Below are 16,619 nucleotides of genomic sequence, written 5' to 3' on the forward strand. Positions count from 1 at the left end.
AAGAGCGTCCGGGCGCGGCGCAAGGCTGGAATGTCGCACTGCGGCGCCTGCGCCACGCCCCGGGGCGCGCCGACATCACCCCAGCAGGGCGATGATCGGGCCGGCGGCCATGTTGTTGAAGGCGATCCGCGCGAAATTGAGCAGCAGCAGCACGACGATCGGCGAGATGTCGATGCCGCCCAGCGTCGGTATGATCCGCCGGAACGGCTCCATCAGGGGCCGCGTCACCGCGTCGAGGAATCCGGCCAGCTGGTTCACGAAGCGGTTGCGGTGGTTGATCACATCGAAGGCGAACAGCCAGCTGAGGATCGCCGAGCCGATGATGAACCAGGTCATCAGGCTGATGATGGCGTTGATGAGCCAGACGATCGCCATTCCCATGCGGGGAACTCCTTCAAGAAATGAACGTCGCTTCTAGCGGGCCAATCGCCCGAGGCCAAGGATTCCCCGGAGGGGCGGCGTGCGGCCCGTTGACACCGCGCCTTGCGCCCGCCTATGTCCCGCGCTCGCCTGTCACCCGGAAAACGGGGCCGTAGCTCAGTTGGTAGAGCGCGTCGTTCGCAATGACGAGGTCAGGGGTTCGACTCCCCTCGGCTCCACCATCCTACTTCGCCCTTCGCGCTTCGTAGGACAGGTCCCCTTCTTTCCGTGCGCGAAGTAGGATGCCCTCCGAAGCCTTGGCGAAGGAGGGCTGCTCCCAATGCGATATGTTTATCTGCTTCAGAGCATTGATCATGACGACGAGCGCTATGTCGGAATGACCGACGACCTGAAGTCTCGCCTGGCCGCCCACAATGCGGGGCAATCGCCGCATACGTCCAAATTCAAGCCGTGGCGGCTGGTGACCTACCTGGCATTTACCGACCCCGCCAAAGCCCAGGCGTTTGAACGCTATCTCAAAGTTGGCTCTGGCCACGCCTTTGCTCGAAAGCGTCTCTGGTGACCGACCCCGATATCCGCGTCGCGGCCCTGTACCGGTTCGCCGCCGTCGCCGAGCCAGCCCGCCTGCGCGACGATCTTGAGCAGCTGTGCAGCGAGGCCGTGCGGGGCACTCTTCTCGTGGCGCATGAGGGGGTGAACGGGACGATCGCCGGACCGTCCGCGGCCGTGGATCGAGTCATCTCAGGCCTGACCGCCCTGCCCGGCTTCGCCGAGACGGACGTCAAATATTCTTCCGCCGAACGAATGCCGTTCCATCGGCTGAAGGTGCGGGTGAAGCCGGAGATCGTCACCCTGGGTCTGCCCGACCTCGAGCCGGCCGTGAACGCCGGGACCTATGTGGCGCCCGAGGACTGGAACGCCCTGATCGCCGATCCGGACACGATCGTGATCGACACCCGTAATGACTACGAGGGCGAGGTCGGGGCGTTTGTCGGGGCGGTGCAGCCGAACACGCGGTCGTTCCGGGACTTTCCGGGGTGGTTCCGGACCGAGGGGCGCGCCCTGCTGGCCAGGAAACGGGAGATGGGGCCGAACCCGCCGAAGGTGGCCATGTACTGCACCGGCGGCATCCGCTGTGAGAAGTCGACGGCCTTTCTGAAGTCAGAGGGGGTGACCGACGTCTTCCATCTGCAGGGCGGGATCCTGCGCTATCTGGAGACGGTGCCGGAAGCCGGGAGCCTGTGGAAGGGCGAATGCTTCGTCTTCGACGAACGGGTCGCGGTGGGGCATGGGCTGGCGGAGGGGACGCACACCCTCTGCCGGGGCTGCAGGATGCCGGTCAGTCCGGAGGGGCGGACGTCGCCGCTCTATGTCGAGGGCGTCTGCTGCGAGCGGTGCCACGGTGCGCGGACCGAAGAACAGCGCGAGGCGGCGCTGGAGCGGGATCGTCAGGTCAGGATCGCGAAGCGGCTGGGCATCGCCCACATCGGGGTGTCCCCGCCTTCGCGGGGATGACCGGGCGCCAGAGGGGCTCAAGCAGCGAGCGACCGCGTCGCGAGCGGTAGCCCCAAACAGTTATGAGTCTTCGTCGAACTTGCGGGAGACTAGGTCGTTGAGGGCGTCGATGGCGTCCCGGGCGTCTGAACCCTCGGCCGTGATCTCGATCGAACAACCGTTTCCGGCGCCGAGCATCAGCAGGCCCATGATCGAGCGTGCGTCCACCGTGACGCCGTCGCGGGTCACCTGGATCTCGGCCTCGAAGCTGGAGGCCAGTTTCACGAATTTCGCCGAGGCCCGGGCATGCAGGCCGCGCGTGTTGCAGATGTTCGCGGTCGCCTTCGCGGTCGGCATGGTCTCGCCCAAAACTACTTTTCGCCCGCCAGGACCCAGGAGGCCACGGAGATGTATTTGCGACCCGCGTCCTGGGCATGGGCCACGCAGGTCTCCAGGGTCTCGCGGCCGCGTACGCTGGCCAGTTTGATCAGCATGGGCAGGTTGAGCCCGGCGATGACCTCGGCGTGGGTCTGTTCCATCACCGAGATGGCCAGGTTCGAGGGCGTGCCGCCGAACATGTCGGTCAGGAGGATGACGCCCGATCCGTCATCGACGGCGGCGGCGGCGTCGACGATGTCGCGGCGACGCCGTTCCATGTCGTCCTCGGGCCCGATGCAGATGGCCGCGACCCCGCGCTGGGGGCCGACCACATGCTCCATGGCGGACAGGAATTCGGACGCGAGTCCGCCGTGGGTGACGATCACCAGGCCGATCATGCCGAGCCGATCATGAAAGCGACTGCAACGCTGGGTATCCCCTATGCGGTGGATCGGAAGCCCCCGCTCCGACCCAAGCGGGCCTAGATAGGCCAAACCGATCTGCGATTAAAGCCGGTCGATGGCGAGCGCCAGAGTCACGGCCGCCGAGGCCGGGCGGACATCCACGATCAGGCGCGGCAGGCGGACGCCGGCGAGGGTCTCCCATTGCGGTTCGGGCAGTCGTTCCGGCGCCGCCTGGACGCAGTCGACCAGCAGGACGATGCGCGCCAGGGGCCGGAAAACGGCGTCCAGAACGTCCAGGCCTCGTGCCTCGATCCGTCCGGCGATGCGTTCGGGGGCGGAGGCGAACAGACGGCCGTCGGAGGCCCAGATCCAGGCATAGTCGTCGGCGACCAGCCGCCAGCCCGCGTCGATCAGGCGCAGCGCCAGATCGCTCTTTCCGGCCCCCGACGGGCCGCGCAGCAGGACGCCCTGCCAGCCGCCCGAGGCGTACCGGGCGACTGCGGTGGCATGGACAGGCTGGCTCACGGTCTACGCCCGACGGCGGGCAGGGCGACGTCAAACCGCGCGCCTTTGACAGAGCCCGAGGCGTCCAGCCGGTTCGTGGCCGTGACCCGGCCGCCATGCGCCTCGACGATCTGGCGCACGATCGACAGACCGAGGCCCGAGTTGGAGCCGAAGGCCGTGCCCCGGGGCCGGGAGGTGTAGAAGCGCTCGAACACCGTTTCCAGGTTCTCGGCCGGGATACCGGGGCCGTCGTCCTCGACGGCTATCCGCAGGGGCAGGAGGGTGTCGGTCTCGTCCCGACGCACCGCGATCCGCACGGTCGCGCCCGTCGGGCTGAAGGAGCGGGCATTGTCGATCAGGTTGCGGAACACCTGGCCCAGCGGCCCGTCGCGCCCCATGACCCGCGCTGGCGCATCGACGGCGAGGTCCAGCGTCACCGGCGCCTCCCCGGGCTTTCCGGTGGTTTCGTAGACGCTGACGATCTCGGTCAGCAGGGCCGCCAGATCGACGGGGCGCGGCCGGTCGCGCGACAACTCCGCATCCAGGCGCGAGGCATTGGAGATGTCGGTGATCAACCGGTCCAGCCGCCGTACATCCTGTTGCAGGACGGCGGTCAGCCGATCGCGCTTGTCCTTGTCCTGAACCAGATCGAGGGTTTCCAGCGCCGAGCGGATCGAGGTCAGGGGGTTCTTGATCTCGTGCGCCACATCGGCCGCGAACCGTTCGATGGCGTCCATCCGCGTCGACAGGGTGTCGGTCATGGATTCCAGCGACCGGGCCAGGTCGCCGATCTCGTCGCGGCGATCCTCCAGGTCCGGCAGGGAGATGGCGCGCGCGCGCTGCAGCCGGACCTGGTCCGCCGCCGCCGACAGCCGCATGACAGGGCGGGCCACGAACAGATGCAGCAGCAGGGAGGCCAGCAGGTTCACCCCCAGGGCCACCAAGGCGAACGGCACCAGCGCGCGCCGCTGGGCGTCCAGGATCTGGTCGACGTCTCCGGCCTCCAGCGTCAGGACGCCCAGCACCTGCTGCACATGGCGGATCGGCAGGGAGACGGACACGACCCGGTCACCGTTCTCCGACCGCCGCACCGCGGCCTGGGGATCGCCCGCCAGAGCCGCAAGAATTTCTTCGTCCAGCGCCGCATTGGCCCGTTCGAGGTTTGCGGCCGCCCTGGCGTCGACGGGGTCGGGCGCCGCCGGCGTGCCGGCCGGGCGCGCCGGCGGCAGGGGGTGCCCCTCGATCGTGTCGGACACGTCGAAACTGTCGGCGATCAGGACGCCGTCGCGGTCAAAGATGCGGGCGCGCTGGCCCGCCGGCACGAACCGGTCGATCAGGACCTTGGCCGACTGGGTCGGGTTCAGTTCCGGGATCGGCTCGCCGCGGGTGTAGTCCTCGTCGCTCAGCACCTTGGCCAGCAGTTCAGCCTGGCCCAGCAGGGATTCCTGCCGCGTCTTGATCAGCCCGGTGCTCCATTCGTTCAGCGCCAGGGCCCCGCCGAAAAGGATCAGCAGGCTCAGAAGGTTCAGCGCGAGGATCAGCCCGCCGAGCCGCGACCCGCCGAACCGGACCAGGCGGCGGCGCGGCGGCAGCTCCTCGGACGGCTCCGAAGCGTCAGCTCTCGCGGTATCGATAACCGACGCCATACAGGGTCTCGATCGCGTCGAACTCGGGATCGACGACCCGGAACTTCTTGCGCATCCGCTTGACGTGGCTGTCGATGGTGCGGTCGTCGACATAGACCTGATCGTCGTAGGCGGCGTCCATCAGATTGTCCCGGCTCTTCACGAAACCGGGGCGCTGGGCCAGGGCCTGCAGCAGAAGGAACTCGGTGACGGTCAGCTTGACCGCCCGACCGTCCCAGGTGCTTTCGTGCCGCGCCGGGTCCATGACCAGCTTGCCGCGCCGGATGGCCTTGCCGGAAATCTCGGCCGAGGGTTCCGGCTCGCCGCCGTCGCCGCCCGAGCGGCGCAACAGGGCCTTCACCCGTTCGATCAGAAGGCGTTGGCTGAACGGCTTGTGGATGTAGTCGTCGGCGCCGAGGTTGAAGCCGAGGATCTCGTCGATCTCCTCGTCCTTGGACGTCAGCATGATGACCGGGATCTGGCTGGTCTGGCGCAGGCGACGCAGCACCTCCATGCCGTCCATCCGGGGCATCTTGACGTCCAGGATGGCCAGGTCCGGCGGCGAGGCCTCCAGCGCCTCAAGGCCCGTGGCGCCATCGTGGTAGGCGACCACCTTGTGACCGTGGCTCTCCAGAGCCAGCGACACGGAGGCGACGATGTTCTCGTCGTCGTCCACCAGGGTGATGTTGGCCAATATGAAGGTCTCCTCGTCTGATCCTGACCGAAGTCGGGAGCGTTTGAACGCACGACAAGCGTAACCGTTCGCCCGCGATCACGGTGACTTTACGGCCACAGTCGCCCCAGCGCCAGATTTCGTTCGCGAAACGGGAGCTTAAAGCCTTGGGGCCTAACCTGAGGCCAAGACCGCAGAAAGCGACCCGATGGCCGGACCTGTCCACTACGAGCTCTATATCCGCAAGACGGCGCCCGCGCCGTGGTCGCTGATGCTGGCGACCGAAGAGCGCAAGCACGCCGTCGATACCGCCGAGGAAATCCTGAAAGACAAGCACGCCGTGGCGGTGCGGGTCACCAGGGAGACGCTGGATCCGGACACGATGGAGTTCAGCAGCCACACCGTCCTGACCAAGGGCGTGCCGGAAGCGCCGAAGAAGCGCCTCGTCAACGCCGATGAAGAGCGCTCGAACTGCCTGGGCCCGCAGGACCTCTACGCACCGCACGCCCGCGAGCTGATCGGACGGGTGCTGGAGGACTGGCTGGGGCGCAACGGCATCACCGTCTTCGAGCTTCTGCACCGGCCGGATCTGGTCGAAAAGCTCGAGGCGTCCGGCGTCGAACTGCAGCACGCGATCCAGAAGGTCGTCATTCCCGAGAGCCAGGCCACGGGTCAGGCCTCGCATGAGCTGATCCGTCACTATCAGAAGCTCGTCGGGCAGGCGATGGAACGGGTGATGTCCGCCGGGCGCAAGGGAACCTTCCCCGACCTGGCCAACCGGTCGCTGGCCGATGTGGCCGAGAAGCTGGCGGGCGCCTCGGATCGCGCCTTCATCATGGGCGGGGTCATCGCCGGCGCGCTGGCCGGCGCCCGCGGGGCGCGGCCGCGTCTCGACCGGCTGATGGACCTGGCCGATCGGGCGCCGGGCGAGGGCGCGCCGCGCGCCATGGTGATGGTCGCGATCGAACAGATCCTGTGCGAGCAACTGGGCGCGCGGACCAACCTGTCGGAAATCCTGGGGCCCGCGCTGGACCAGGGCGGCAGCCTGGCCGCCGTGGTGCGGATGGTCGCGCCGCGCGAGATCGAGATGCTGATCCGTCACGATCCGCGTATGGCCCTGCTGATGCCGTCGGTCGACGGTCCGGCGGCCCGGCTGGGGGCCCGGATCGAGGCCGGGGAGTACCCGATCCTCGCCGCGTCCCTGGCTCGTATGGTGTTGCGCGAACTGGTGGGACAGCGCCGCCTGCGTCCCGCCGATGCGCCCGGCGAGATCGACATCCTGCGCGCGCTCGCCATGTCGCTGACCGCCACGGCCGGCCGGCTGCTGACGCTGGACGAGGTCCAGACCGCCTTCACCGAACGGTCCAAGAGCCTGGTCACCGCCGACTTCGTCCAGGCCTATGTCGTGCCCTGCGAGACCGTCCTGTGCGAGGCCGAACAGCTGACGCGCCTGTGCGAGAACGTCACCGGCACTGCGAACAAGCGTTCGGCGGCGCGCTGGCTGTCCGCCTGCGTCACCTCGCTGCGCTTCGAGAGCGAGATGCGCCTCAACGGGCCGACCGCCTCCAGGAAGCTTCAGATCCTGGCCCAGCTGAATCGATCGGTGAAGGCGGCCGCGCTTTCTGAGCACGACACCGAACAGATCATGACCTCGATCGGCCATGTCGGCGGCGTGGTCGAGGCCGAAGCCAGGCTGACCGTCCAGCTCGCCCGGGCGGCCGCGCCGGTGCAGCAAAAGCTGTCGGCCCTGCTGCGCCTCGCCGCCGGCGAGACCGCGCCGCTGGGTCCGGCCGCAGACCGGGCCAAGGCCGAGGCGATCAAGCTGTTTCGCGCACCCGACTCCCGGGCCGCCCTGACCGCCGCGCCGGAAAGCCTTGCGCCGCTGAAGGGCCTGATGAAGGCGGCGGGGTTGGCGGCCTGAATCGATCTGGCTCCTCCCGGCGCCGCAGGCGTGGGGAGGAGACAGCGAGCCTCTTCGCGAGCTGACGGAGGGGTTCTGAGTGGCGGCAAGACCCCGTCCGTCTCCTCCGCTTCGCTACGGATCCCCCTCCCCATCGCGTCGCGACGGGGAGGCGACGCTCGACCTCAGTCGAAGATGTCGAAGATGCTGTCGCGCTTCTTCTTTTTGTAGCGATTGTCGTCGTCGTCGCGATAGCGCGGCTGTTCGCGATACTGCGGCTGCTGCGGGGCCTGGCCCCAGGGCTGGCTCTGCTGGGGCGGCGGCGCATAGGCCTGGGCCTGGGCCTGGGGCGGGGGCGCGGCGGCCACGGCATTGGCGGCGGCGCTCTCCATCAGCTTCTCGAGCTCGCCGCGGTCGAGCCAGACGCCGCGACAGCTGGGACACATGTCGAACTGGACGCCGTTGCGATCCAGTGTCTGCATCTGGGTATTGTCGTTGGGGCACATCAGAAGGGGCATCGACGATCTCCTAGGCCACAGACCTGACCCGCAAATGGAACCTCTGTCCAGACGCGCCAAGCGGGGCGGGGTGTCGCAGCCCCGCCCCGATCGATGCGATCAGTCTTCCGACAGCACGATGATGCGGTCTTCGGGCAGGTAGTCGAGCGCCTCGGACTTGGGCGGATTGACCACCACCCCGCCCATGTTGCGGTCGTCGCCGGCCTCGCTCTCGCGCTTGCGGCGATAGCCGATGGCGGTCTCGCCGCGCTGACGGGCGGCCTCGGCGATCGTGTAGAAGGTCACCGGCCCGGACAGGTCCACATAGTCGCCGACCGGGCGCATGTAGATTTCCGAGCCGTCCTCATCCAGCAGGTCGTCGAAGATCGAGCTGAGGTATTCGTTCTCGGACGCCTGGGCCAGCATCAGGCTGACCAGTTTGTTGGACACGACGAAATCGTCGGCGCGGGTGACCTCGGCCAGTTCGCGGTTGCGGATGTCGATCATCTCCGAGACCACGCTGATGTGGGTGCCCAGCCGCTCGGAAAGTTTCCGCAGATGCAACAGGGTGATCAGCGTCCGGGTGTCGGCCGACTGGGCCTCCATGGTGTCGGAATAGCCCAGCACCATGATGGAGTCGTAGCTGACCGGGTCCAGCGCCTCGATCGAGGCCGAGTGGCTGGTGTCGATGGTCTTCGAGGTGACCTTCATATGGGTCGACCCGAGCGGCATGGAGGCGATCTCCTCGGCGAAGCCGGGGGTGTCGCCGGCCACCACGAGGGTCGAACCGGGGCGCACGTATTTCGACAGCTCATAGGCGATCATCGGACCGCGACGGTTCCAGCCGATGATCAGGGTGCGTTCAGCCTTGCGACGCACCACCTTGGGCTTGCGGATCGCCGAGGCGTCGATGGCGTCCTCGGGCAGCGGGGTCAGTTTGATGGCCGCGTCGTCCTCGGCGATGATGATCGCGCGCGAGCCGGCGACGATGATCTCGTCCATCGGCGGGTTCATCCGCACCCGGCCGTCGGGATAGCGGATGCCGATCAGGGCGGAGTCCTCATAACCCATGACGGCGTCGCCATAGGTCACGCCGGTCAGCTCCTCGAGCTCGGTCGTGTAGATTTCGCAGCCGTCGAAATCGAGCAGCTCGGAATAGACGGCCGAGAGTCCGGCCTGGCGGCTGGACTGGACCACGATGCGCGAGATCAGGTCGTCGGCGAGCACCAGCTGGACCTCGTCGCCGCCGACGATGCGGGCGACCTCGGCGTTCTTGGCGTCACGCAGCTCGGCGGCGATCTGATAGCGGGCCTCGCGGCGCTTGGGATCGTTGGTCAGGGCCAGGACCGTCTTGATCACCTGGCTGTCTGGATCCTCGGCGCCCTCCGGCGACACCACGATGATCGAACGGCAGGCCTGGGGATTGACGATCGAGAGGTCGAACAGGTCGGTCGGATCGCCCGAGCGGCAGATGATCTGGGTGTTCTTGAGATCGGACACCTTGTCCGTGATCTCGTCCTCCATCTCGACCTTGTCCTTGTTGGCCATGATGACGATGCGCGGGTTCTTCCGGCTCTCGTTGGCGATGACCAGTTCGGAGATGATGTCGAAGATCGACGCCGACCAGTTCAGGATGATGGTGTGATCGGTTTCGAGGACGCGCGAGCGGCCCTTGCGGGCCTCGTCGATCTTGGCGTCCAGGCCCGCCGAGATGATCGAGATCAGGGCCGAGAAGACCAGGATGCCCATCAGGGTCACGAACAGGGTCAGGAAGCGGAACGGCCAGCCGGAGTCGCCGCCCATCGTGCCGGCGTCCATCGTCCGCATCAGCGACTGCCATGCGGCTTCGAAGAAGTTGAAGCCGCCGTCCGGGCCCATCCGGCTGATCGCCAGGATGGTCGCGGCGATCACGATCACCACCAGGGTCACCAGGCTGAGCCAGCCGACCAGGGCGACCGGTCCGCCGGCCATGGATTTGTCGAAGCCGTACTTCAGCCGTTCACCGAGACTGACGTCGCCGACCTGCTGTCCCTTGGTGGTGTTCGGTTTGGCGGCGGCGCCCTTGCCGGCGCTGCGCGCCGCGTTGGCGCGAGTGAGCGATCCCATGTAGCGGCTGAATATCCCTGGTTGTCCGCCCGCCCCCTGGCCGACGGCTGCGTCCTGCGACAATTCGCGCACGGACGTTGAGCTGCCACGCTTAGAGCGCTTTTCCGGCCTTTGGAAGCTGACGATTCCCGACTAGAAGGCGGGCCTCTCCCCCTCTCAGCCTGAGGCGATCTCATGCGCTATCTGCACACCATGGTTCGGGTCGCCGACCTGGACGCCTCCCTGCATTTCTGGACCACCCAGCTGGGTCTGGAGGAGGTCCGCCGGATCGAGAACGAGCAGGGGCGTTTCACCCTCGTCTTCCTGGCCGCGCCGAAGGACAAGGACCGCTCGGCCGCCGAGCGGGCGCCCGAGGTCGAGCTGACGTATAATTGGGACCCGGAAACCTATACCGGCGGCCGGAATTTCGGCCACCTCGCCTACAAGGTCGATGACATCCATGCGACCTGCCGGCGGCTGATGGACTCGGGCGTGGTCATCAACCGCCCGCCCCGCGACGGCCGGATGGCGTTTGTCCGATCGCCCGACGGCATCTCGATCGAACTGCTGCAGGAGGGCGAAGCCCTGGCCCCCGCCGAACCGTGGACGTCGATGCCGAACGTGGGAACCTGGTAGGGGCCTCAGCGCCCGTAGGCGACCCGGTGCAGGGTCCAGCCCGCCGCCGCCCCGGGGATGGCGAGAGACGCCGAAAAAGCCCATGGCTCCCAGGCCATTCCAGGCTCGCCGGCCGCCAGCAACAGGGCGACCGCAGCGAGAAAACACAGGGCGGCCCCGCCCAGAACGGCGTCTGTTCGGGTTGTGCGGCCCAGTTTCGCCAGAACCAGCCAGACGGGCGTGCCGATCACGACAAGGCCGGCGATGAAGACGACGAAGGCATAGAGGAAGGCGACCGGAGTGATCCACAGCCCTCCGAGGATCTCGTCATACATGCCGTTCAGCCGCTGAACGACGACCCCTGTGGCGGCGAAGCCTGCCGCCACAATGGCCGCGCCCACAGCGGCTGCAGCAGGATAGGCGAGACCCACCGAGATCCAGCTTCGTGTCTTCATGCGCCATGCTCCCGACGGACGTCCTGCCCTGCGCAGACGACGCCCTTCTCCGCGGCCGGTCAAGCTTTCCGCTTCTGACGGCGCGGCCCGTGACGCGGGCGACCCTGCCCCCTATGTTCGCGCCATGTCCGACGCCCTGGCTGACGCCCCCGACACCGACCGCCCCCTGACCCAGGACGGGCCCGCCGTCCGGCTGTGGCTGATCGACGCCTCGGCCTACATCTTCCGCGCCTACCACGCCCTGCCGCCCCTGACGCGCAAGTCCGACGGCCTGCCGGTGGGCGCGGTCCAGGGCTACTGCAACATGCTGTGGAAGCTGCTCAAGGACATGAAGGGCGCCGATGGGCCGACCCACCTCGCCGCCATCTTCGATCACTCCGACAAGACCTTCCGCAACACCCTCTACGACCAGTACAAGGCCAACCGTTCGGCCCCGCCGGAGGACCTGATTCCCCAGTTCCCGCTGGTGCGCGAGGCGACGGCGGCGTTCGGGGTCCACTGCGTCGAACTGCCGGGCTACGAGGCTGACGACCTGATCGCCACCTATGCCTGCAAGGTGCGCGACGCCGGCGGCGAGTGCGTCATCGTCTCGTCCGACAAGGACCTGATGCAGCTGATCGGGCCCTCGGTCGTCATGTGGGACCCGATGAAGGATCGCCGCCTGGCCGAGGAGGCGGTGATGGAGAAGTTCGGCGTCACGCCGGACAAGATGATCGACCTGCAGGCCCTGATCGGCGACAGCGTCGACAACGTCCCGGGCGCCCCGGGCATCGGCCCCAAGACCGCCGCCCAGCTGCTGGACGAATACGGCGATCTCGACACCCTGCTGGAGCGGGCCGGGGAGATCAAACAGCCCAAGCGGCGCGAGACCCTGATCAACTTCAGGGACCAGATCCTGCTCAGCCGCCAGCTGGTCACCCTGGCCTGCGACGCCCCTGCGCCCGAGCCGATCGAGGACTTCAAGGTGCGCGATCCCGATCCCGCGACCCTGGCCGCCTTCCTGGAGACGATGGAGTTCCGGGGGCTGCTGCGCCGGGTCGGCGACGGCAGGCTTGAGGGACACGACGGGTCGGCCTTCGCGCCCGCCCGGCCCGCGCCCCTGACCGCCCCGGTCATCTCGCCCCGCTATGCGCCCCAGGCCATTCCGGAGGGGGTCGAGAAACAGGCGGTGGACCATGAGGCCTACCGTTGCATCCAGACACTGGAGGAACTGGACGCCTTCATCGCGCGGGCGACGGAGGCGGGGGTCGTGGGCTTCGACACCGAGACCGACGCCCTGTCGGCGACCCACGCGGGGCTGTGCGGGATCAGCCTGGCGATCGGGCCGAACGACGCCTGCTATGTGCCCCTGACCCATGAGCACGAGCCGGTCGCGGACGGGGGCGGACTGGACTTCGGCGACGCCGCCGAGACGAGGCCGCCGCTGGATCAGCTGGACAAGGCCACCGTTTTAGACCGGATGAAGATCATTCTTGAGGACCGCTCCGTCCTCAAGGTCGTGCAGAACGGGAAATACGATCTGGCGGTCATGGCCCGGCAGGGGATCCGGGTCGCGCCGATCGATGACACCATGCTGATCAGCTACGTCCTCGAGGGCGGGCTGCACGGGCACGGGATGGATGAGCTCTCAAGGCTGCATCTGGGCCATGACCCGATCCCGTTCAAATCGGTGGCGGGCACCGGCAAGGCGCAGAAGTCGTTCAAACACGTCGAGCTCAAGCCGGCGACCTGCTACGCCGCCGAGGACGCCGATGTGACCCTGCGGCTGTGGCGTCTGCTCAAGCCCCGGCTGGCGGCGGAGGGGCTGGCGACCGTCTATGAGACCCTGGAGCGCGGCATGCCGCCGGTGCTGGCCGACATGGAGCTGGAGGGCATCCGCGTCGATCCCGCCCGCCTGCGCCGTCTGTCGTCCGAGTTCGGCCTGCGCATGGCCGAGCTGGAGACCCAGGCCCACGAGATCGCCGGCCGCCCCTTCGCGATCGGCAGCCCCAAACAGATCGGCGAGCTTCTGTTCGGCGAGCTCAACCTGACCGGCGGCAAGAAGACCGCCTCGGGCCAGTGGGAGACCGGCGCCGCCACCCTCGAAACCCTCGCCGAGACCCACCCCCTGCCGCGCGCCATCCTCGACTGGCGCCAGCTGTCCAAGCTCAAGGGCACCTATACCGACGCCCTGGTCGCGGCCATGGACGAGGCCACCGACCGGGTCCACACCAGTTATCAGCTGGCCGCCGCCACCACCGGCCGCCTCGCCTCCTCCGACCCCAACCTGCAGAACATCCCGATCCGCACCGAGACCGGCCGCCAGATCCGCCAGGCCTTCATCGCCCGCGACGGCCATGTCCTGATCAGCGCCGACTATTCCCAGATCGAGCTGCGGCTCTTGGCCCATATCGGCGACATCCCCGAGCTGAAACGCGCCTTCAAGGCCGGGATCGACATCCACACGGCCACGGCGTCCGAGATGTTCGGCGTCCCGGTCGACCAGATGGACCCCGAGACCCGCCGCCGCGCCAAGGCCATCAATTTCGGCATCGTCTACGGCATCTCGGCCTTCGGCCTGGCCGCCCAGCTGAACATCGACCAGGGCGAGGCCGGCGCCTATATCAAGACCTATTTCGAGCGCTTCCCCGGCATCCGCACCTATATGGACGCGACCAAGGCTGAGGTCCGCCAGGCGGGCTTCGTCTCCACCGTCTTCGGCCGCCGCATCCACATCCCGGCCATCCATTCCAAATCGGGCGCCGAACGCCAGTTCGGCGAGCGCGCCGCCATCAACGCCCCGATCCAGGGCGCCGCCGCCGACATAATCCGTAGAGCCATGATCCGCATGCCGGCGGCGCTGGAAGCGGCCGGCCTCGGGGAGGTGAAGATGCTGCTCCAGGTCCACGACGAACTGGTCTTCGAATGCCCGGACGAACTGGCGGACACGGCCATCCCCGTCATCCGCCGGGTCATGGAAGGAGCGGCGGAACCCGCCGTGGCGCTATCGGTGCCGCTAGTGGTGGAGGCGCGGGCGGCGAAGAACTGGGATGAGGCGCACTAGGCGGCGAGGTGCGCCACCTTAGAACTTGTCCGTTATGGGCTTCGTCCATCCGGTGTTGATCAGGATAACCCGGTCAGGCCGGTCGATGAGTTGGATTTCGCCAGGGTCTCCAGCTTGGAGTTCTACGAATCTATCGCGGATGTCTCGCCAAACTGTTTTGGTTATCCGCTCAAGGCCGTACCAAGCGCTCAATTCCCACCATTCTATCTCTGTGATCCCCCGCCACGACAGGGCGTCGATCCGAGCCATCAGGCTGTCTTCATGTCTTTTGATCATCACGACCTCACTATTAGTTGACGCAATCAAAATAGTGCTCGCTAAATGTGATTGCAATGATAGTTTGCTTTTTTCCGCAATTTCCTTCGGGCGCGCGGCGGAGACAATAGCTATCACTTGACTCGATGTTGCGTTTTTGTTCTCGTCTGACATGGCTAAGCTTCGGACGCATGCGAAGAGCTCAATTCAGTGTGAGAATGGATCGTCGCTACGACCTGTGCTCAAAATTTTGGTGTTGCTGGAGACCCGTTGTGAAGCGCGAGAGCACCTTGGTTGGCTTGCTAGTTTGCGCTGTTATCGCCTAGGCCGCGCGATCGCTCCAAGAGATCGCGAGGCAAGTCAGATTTCTTGTTTTTCCCCAGGCAGTTCGATGGAGACTATCGAACCGTCCTCATACCGAAGCTTGATGCCCGCGCCCTCGAACACAGCTAGAAGCGCACTAATGTTGTTAGGGTGTGGGGTTCGCGCGCCACGCTCGAAGTCCGCGACTGTCTGGCTGGAAAGATGAGCTGCAAGCGCGAGCGATTTCTGACTCATTGCCAGATATGAGCGACAGGCCCTACAAACTTCCGGGGTCATATAAAATATCTAAGATCATTCTTTTATATTGACTTTGAAACCACGAAGATCAATGTGGGAAAGTCGAAGGGATAACAATCATGATTCGCCAAGCGGACGATGTCAGCCTGACGGTTATCGAGGGCTTCTGCGGGGCCGGCGGCATGTCTTTAGGCCTGGCTGAAGCGGGGCTCGATGTGAGGTTGGCGTTCGACATCAACGAGAGCGCCGTTCGGACTTACAATGCCAACATCGGGCCCCACGCAATGGTTCTCGATGCCTCGACCGTCACAGGTGGGGATCTGCTCAACTTAGCCGGACTTCGGCCGGGTGAACTCGACGTTTTCAGCGGCGGTCCACCCTGCCAAGGATTCTCCAAGCAAAGGCGAGGAGCTCACGAGGCGACTGACGATCGGAATGTCTTGGTCCTTCACTTCGCTCGCTTGGTCACTGAGATGTCTCCAAAGATATTTCTGTTCGAGAATGTCGAGGTCTTTGGACAGAAGCGTGGCGAAGAATTGATCTCTCGAATGGCAGACATCTTGGCCGCTTACGAGATGTTCGGCTTCTTCGTCTGCTCATCCGATTTTGGGCTCGCTCGGACTCGATCTCGGTTCCTGATGATCGGACAACGCAGGGATTTGAACCTTCCCGAGCCTATTCTTCCTTTCTCGAACTTTCGACCCACGATTCGAGAAGTGATCGGCCATCTGCCCTCGCCTCCGACCGACTACACCGAACATCCTCGGCACCCCAATCACATCAAATGCAAGATCAGCGCCGCGAACGAAGAGCGCTTTTCCCACGTCCCGCAAGGTGGAGGTTGGCAGAATATTCCCTTCGCGCTGCGCCTGCCGTGTCACCAAGTCGCAGACACCAAAGCTGGCGGCTGGCCGGATGTGTACGGGCGCCTGGAATGGAACTCGCAGTGTCCAACCATCACAGCCGGGTTCGACAGTTTCACCAGAGGTCGATACGGCCACCCGCAGGAAAATCGTTCGCTGACTCTCCATGAAGGGGCACTACTTCAAGGCTTCCCTGAGAGCTTCAGGTTCTTCGGAACGCGAGGGGACATCCGATTGCAGATCGGAAATGCCGTGCCTCCCCCCCTGGCTAGATCGGCTGGAGAGGCGATCAAAGCGGCCCTCACCTGCCGTACCAGCGTAGGATCGAACGGTCAGCGTTCAGATCGATTGATTTCCAAGCGCCAACCTGAGCTGGCCCTCTAGGAGAAGTTAGAAAGCAGGTCGTGGAAGAAGTCACCCACGGTCCCCACCGTAATGACGCTTGTGACATCCTTATGAAGATATCGAGCGGGCGGGTCGGCGTAATACAGACCCTCAACGGATGCTAGATATCTCTGGAATAGCTTGATTGTGCCAGGAACACAGATTTGTTTCACAGTGCTCGTTTTGGCATCCAACTGAGTTTCGCTAACACACAGGATCATTGACCGATAACGCCCCGCGCCAAACCGCCCGTCCAAGATTCTTTGATGAGCAAATGGCTGAACGATACGCTCCCGAGTGGTAATTTTGAGCGGAACAACGATCGAGTATTGACGTGACCCCCGTTTCTCATCCAGCCATAACGAGAGTCCTTTGGTGATCTGAGAGCCTGAACGAAAAAGAAGTTGGGTGATTTCAGTTCGTTGTGATTCTGTCGGAGTTGCGAAGCTTCGATGGAGACCACGATGGCCTGGACCGAAACCACCCGCCACCAGTATCGGCG

General features: G+C 65.6%; 18 protein-coding genes and 1 tRNA gene. 7 read left to right on the forward strand and 12 right to left on the reverse strand.

From position 1 onward, the window contains the following. Positions 1–75: 75 nt before the first annotated feature. Positions 76–381: a YggT family protein gene (locus ACP7AB_RS04725; RefSeq protein WP_425992160.1), complete on the reverse strand. Its 306-nt coding sequence runs from the start codon at positions 379–381 to the stop codon at positions 76–78. Positions 382–526: 145 nt separating this feature from the next. Here ACP7AB_RS04725 and ACP7AB_RS04730 point away from each other — a divergent pair. From ACP7AB_RS04730 to ACP7AB_RS04740, 3 genes are all read left to right on the forward strand, one after another. After that, positions 527–602, forward strand: a tRNA-Ala gene (locus tag ACP7AB_RS04730). Positions 603–700: 98 nt separating this feature from the next. After that, the gene (locus tag ACP7AB_RS04735; protein ID WP_425992162.1) at positions 701–943 is read left to right on the forward strand and encodes a GIY-YIG nuclease family protein; all 243 of its coding nucleotides are present in this window, start codon (positions 701–703) and stop codon (positions 941–943) included. Continuing rightward, positions 940–1,896: a rhodanese-related sulfurtransferase gene (locus ACP7AB_RS04740; protein WP_425992164.1), complete on the forward strand. Its 957-nt coding sequence runs from the start codon at positions 940–942 to the stop codon at positions 1,894–1,896. Before ACP7AB_RS04735 ends, ACP7AB_RS04740 begins: the two co-directional genes overlap by 4 nt. Before the next feature lie 60 nt (positions 1,897–1,956). On the opposite strand, the gene ACP7AB_RS04745 is transcribed toward ACP7AB_RS04740, so the two are convergent. The 5 genes from ACP7AB_RS04745 to ACP7AB_RS04765 form a co-directional block, all read right to left on the reverse strand. Beyond that, positions 1,957–2,232 carry an HPr family phosphocarrier protein gene (locus ACP7AB_RS04745; protein WP_425992166.1) on the reverse strand — a complete coding sequence of 92 codons (276 nt, stop codon included), beginning with the start codon at positions 2,230–2,232 and terminating at the stop codon, positions 1,957–1,959. A gap of 14 nt (positions 2,233–2,246) precedes the next feature. After that, positions 2,247–2,651, reverse strand: coding sequence for a PTS sugar transporter subunit IIA (locus tag ACP7AB_RS04750; RefSeq protein ID WP_271084494.1), 405 nt, complete (start codon positions 2,649–2,651; stop codon positions 2,247–2,249). A 108-nt stretch (positions 2,652–2,759) separates the two neighbouring features. Next, positions 2,760–3,182: an HPr kinase/phosphorylase gene (locus ACP7AB_RS04755; RefSeq protein ID WP_425992168.1), complete on the reverse strand. Its 423-nt coding sequence runs from the start codon at positions 3,180–3,182 to the stop codon at positions 2,760–2,762. Continuing rightward, the gene (locus tag ACP7AB_RS04760) at positions 3,179–4,807 is read right to left on the reverse strand and encodes a stimulus-sensing domain-containing protein (protein WP_425992170.1); all 1,629 of its coding nucleotides are present in this window, start codon (positions 4,805–4,807) and stop codon (positions 3,179–3,181) included. The genes ACP7AB_RS04755 and ACP7AB_RS04760 overlap by 4 nt, the downstream gene beginning before the upstream one ends. Beyond that, positions 4,776–5,480 carry a response regulator transcription factor gene (locus ACP7AB_RS04765; protein ID WP_303694605.1) on the reverse strand — a complete coding sequence of 235 codons (705 nt, stop codon included), beginning with the start codon at positions 5,478–5,480 and terminating at the stop codon, positions 4,776–4,778. Before ACP7AB_RS04765 ends, ACP7AB_RS04760 begins: the two co-directional genes overlap by 32 nt. Before the next feature lie 187 nt (positions 5,481–5,667). On the opposite strand from ACP7AB_RS04765, the gene ACP7AB_RS04770 reads away from it, so the two are divergent. Further along, entirely contained in the window at positions 5,668–7,380 is a 1,713-nt protein-coding gene (locus ACP7AB_RS04770; protein ID WP_425992172.1) for a hypothetical protein, read from the forward strand. A 164-nt stretch (positions 7,381–7,544) separates the two neighbouring features. On the opposite strand, the gene ACP7AB_RS04775 is transcribed toward ACP7AB_RS04770, so the two are convergent. Beyond that, positions 7,545–7,877 carry a zf-TFIIB domain-containing protein gene (locus ACP7AB_RS04775; protein ID WP_425992174.1) on the reverse strand — a complete coding sequence of 111 codons (333 nt, stop codon included), beginning with the start codon at positions 7,875–7,877 and terminating at the stop codon, positions 7,545–7,547. A gap of 99 nt (positions 7,878–7,976) precedes the next feature. Continuing rightward, positions 7,977–9,962 carry a CASTOR/POLLUX-related putative ion channel gene (locus tag ACP7AB_RS04780; protein ID WP_425992176.1) on the reverse strand — a complete coding sequence of 662 codons (1,986 nt, stop codon included), beginning with the start codon at positions 9,960–9,962 and terminating at the stop codon, positions 7,977–7,979. A 174-nt stretch (positions 9,963–10,136) separates the two neighbouring features. Between ACP7AB_RS04780 and ACP7AB_RS04785 the strand changes: the two genes are divergently transcribed. Next, positions 10,137–10,577 (forward strand): VOC family protein, encoded by a 441-nt coding sequence (locus tag ACP7AB_RS04785; protein ID WP_425992178.1) that lies wholly within the window; start codon positions 10,137–10,139, stop codon positions 10,575–10,577. 5 nt (positions 10,578–10,582) lie between these two features. Here the strand turns inward: ACP7AB_RS04785 and ACP7AB_RS04790 are convergent, their stop codons facing one another. Continuing rightward, the gene (locus ACP7AB_RS04790; RefSeq protein ID WP_425992179.1) at positions 10,583–11,011 is read right to left on the reverse strand and encodes a hypothetical protein; all 429 of its coding nucleotides are present in this window, start codon (positions 11,009–11,011) and stop codon (positions 10,583–10,585) included. Between the two features lie 124 nt (positions 11,012–11,135). Here ACP7AB_RS04790 and polA point away from each other — a divergent pair, with 124 nt between their 5' ends. After that, positions 11,136–14,054 carry a DNA polymerase I gene (polA, locus tag ACP7AB_RS04795; protein WP_425992181.1) on the forward strand — a complete coding sequence of 973 codons (2,919 nt, stop codon included), beginning with the start codon at positions 11,136–11,138 and terminating at the stop codon, positions 14,052–14,054. Between the two features lie 18 nt (positions 14,055–14,072). Here polA and ACP7AB_RS04800 read toward each other — a convergent pair whose 3' ends face one another. Continuing rightward, positions 14,073–14,483 carry a hypothetical protein gene (locus tag ACP7AB_RS04800; protein ID WP_425992183.1) on the reverse strand — a complete coding sequence of 137 codons (411 nt, stop codon included), beginning with the start codon at positions 14,481–14,483 and terminating at the stop codon, positions 14,073–14,075. 186 nt (positions 14,484–14,669) lie between these two features. Then, complete coding sequence (locus ACP7AB_RS04805) at positions 14,670–14,909, reverse strand: helix-turn-helix domain-containing protein (protein WP_425992185.1); 240 nt, start codon at positions 14,907–14,909, stop codon at positions 14,670–14,672. A gap of 80 nt (positions 14,910–14,989) precedes the next feature. Here ACP7AB_RS04805 and ACP7AB_RS04810 point away from each other — a divergent pair, with 80 nt between their 5' ends. Continuing rightward, complete coding sequence (locus tag ACP7AB_RS04810) at positions 14,990–16,117, forward strand: DNA cytosine methyltransferase (RefSeq protein WP_425992187.1); 1,128 nt, start codon at positions 14,990–14,992, stop codon at positions 16,115–16,117. On the opposite strand, the gene ACP7AB_RS04815 is transcribed toward ACP7AB_RS04810, so the two are convergent. Next, positions 16,114–16,619: hypothetical protein (locus tag ACP7AB_RS04815; RefSeq protein ID WP_426046107.1), on the reverse strand; the 506-nt coding region annotated here is incomplete at its 5' end. The genes ACP7AB_RS04810 and ACP7AB_RS04815 overlap by 4 nt on opposite strands.

Source organism: Brevundimonas sp. TWP3-1-2b1 (assembly GCF_049896165.1).
GTDB lineage: Bacteria > Pseudomonadota > Alphaproteobacteria > Caulobacterales > Caulobacteraceae > Brevundimonas > Brevundimonas subvibrioides_B.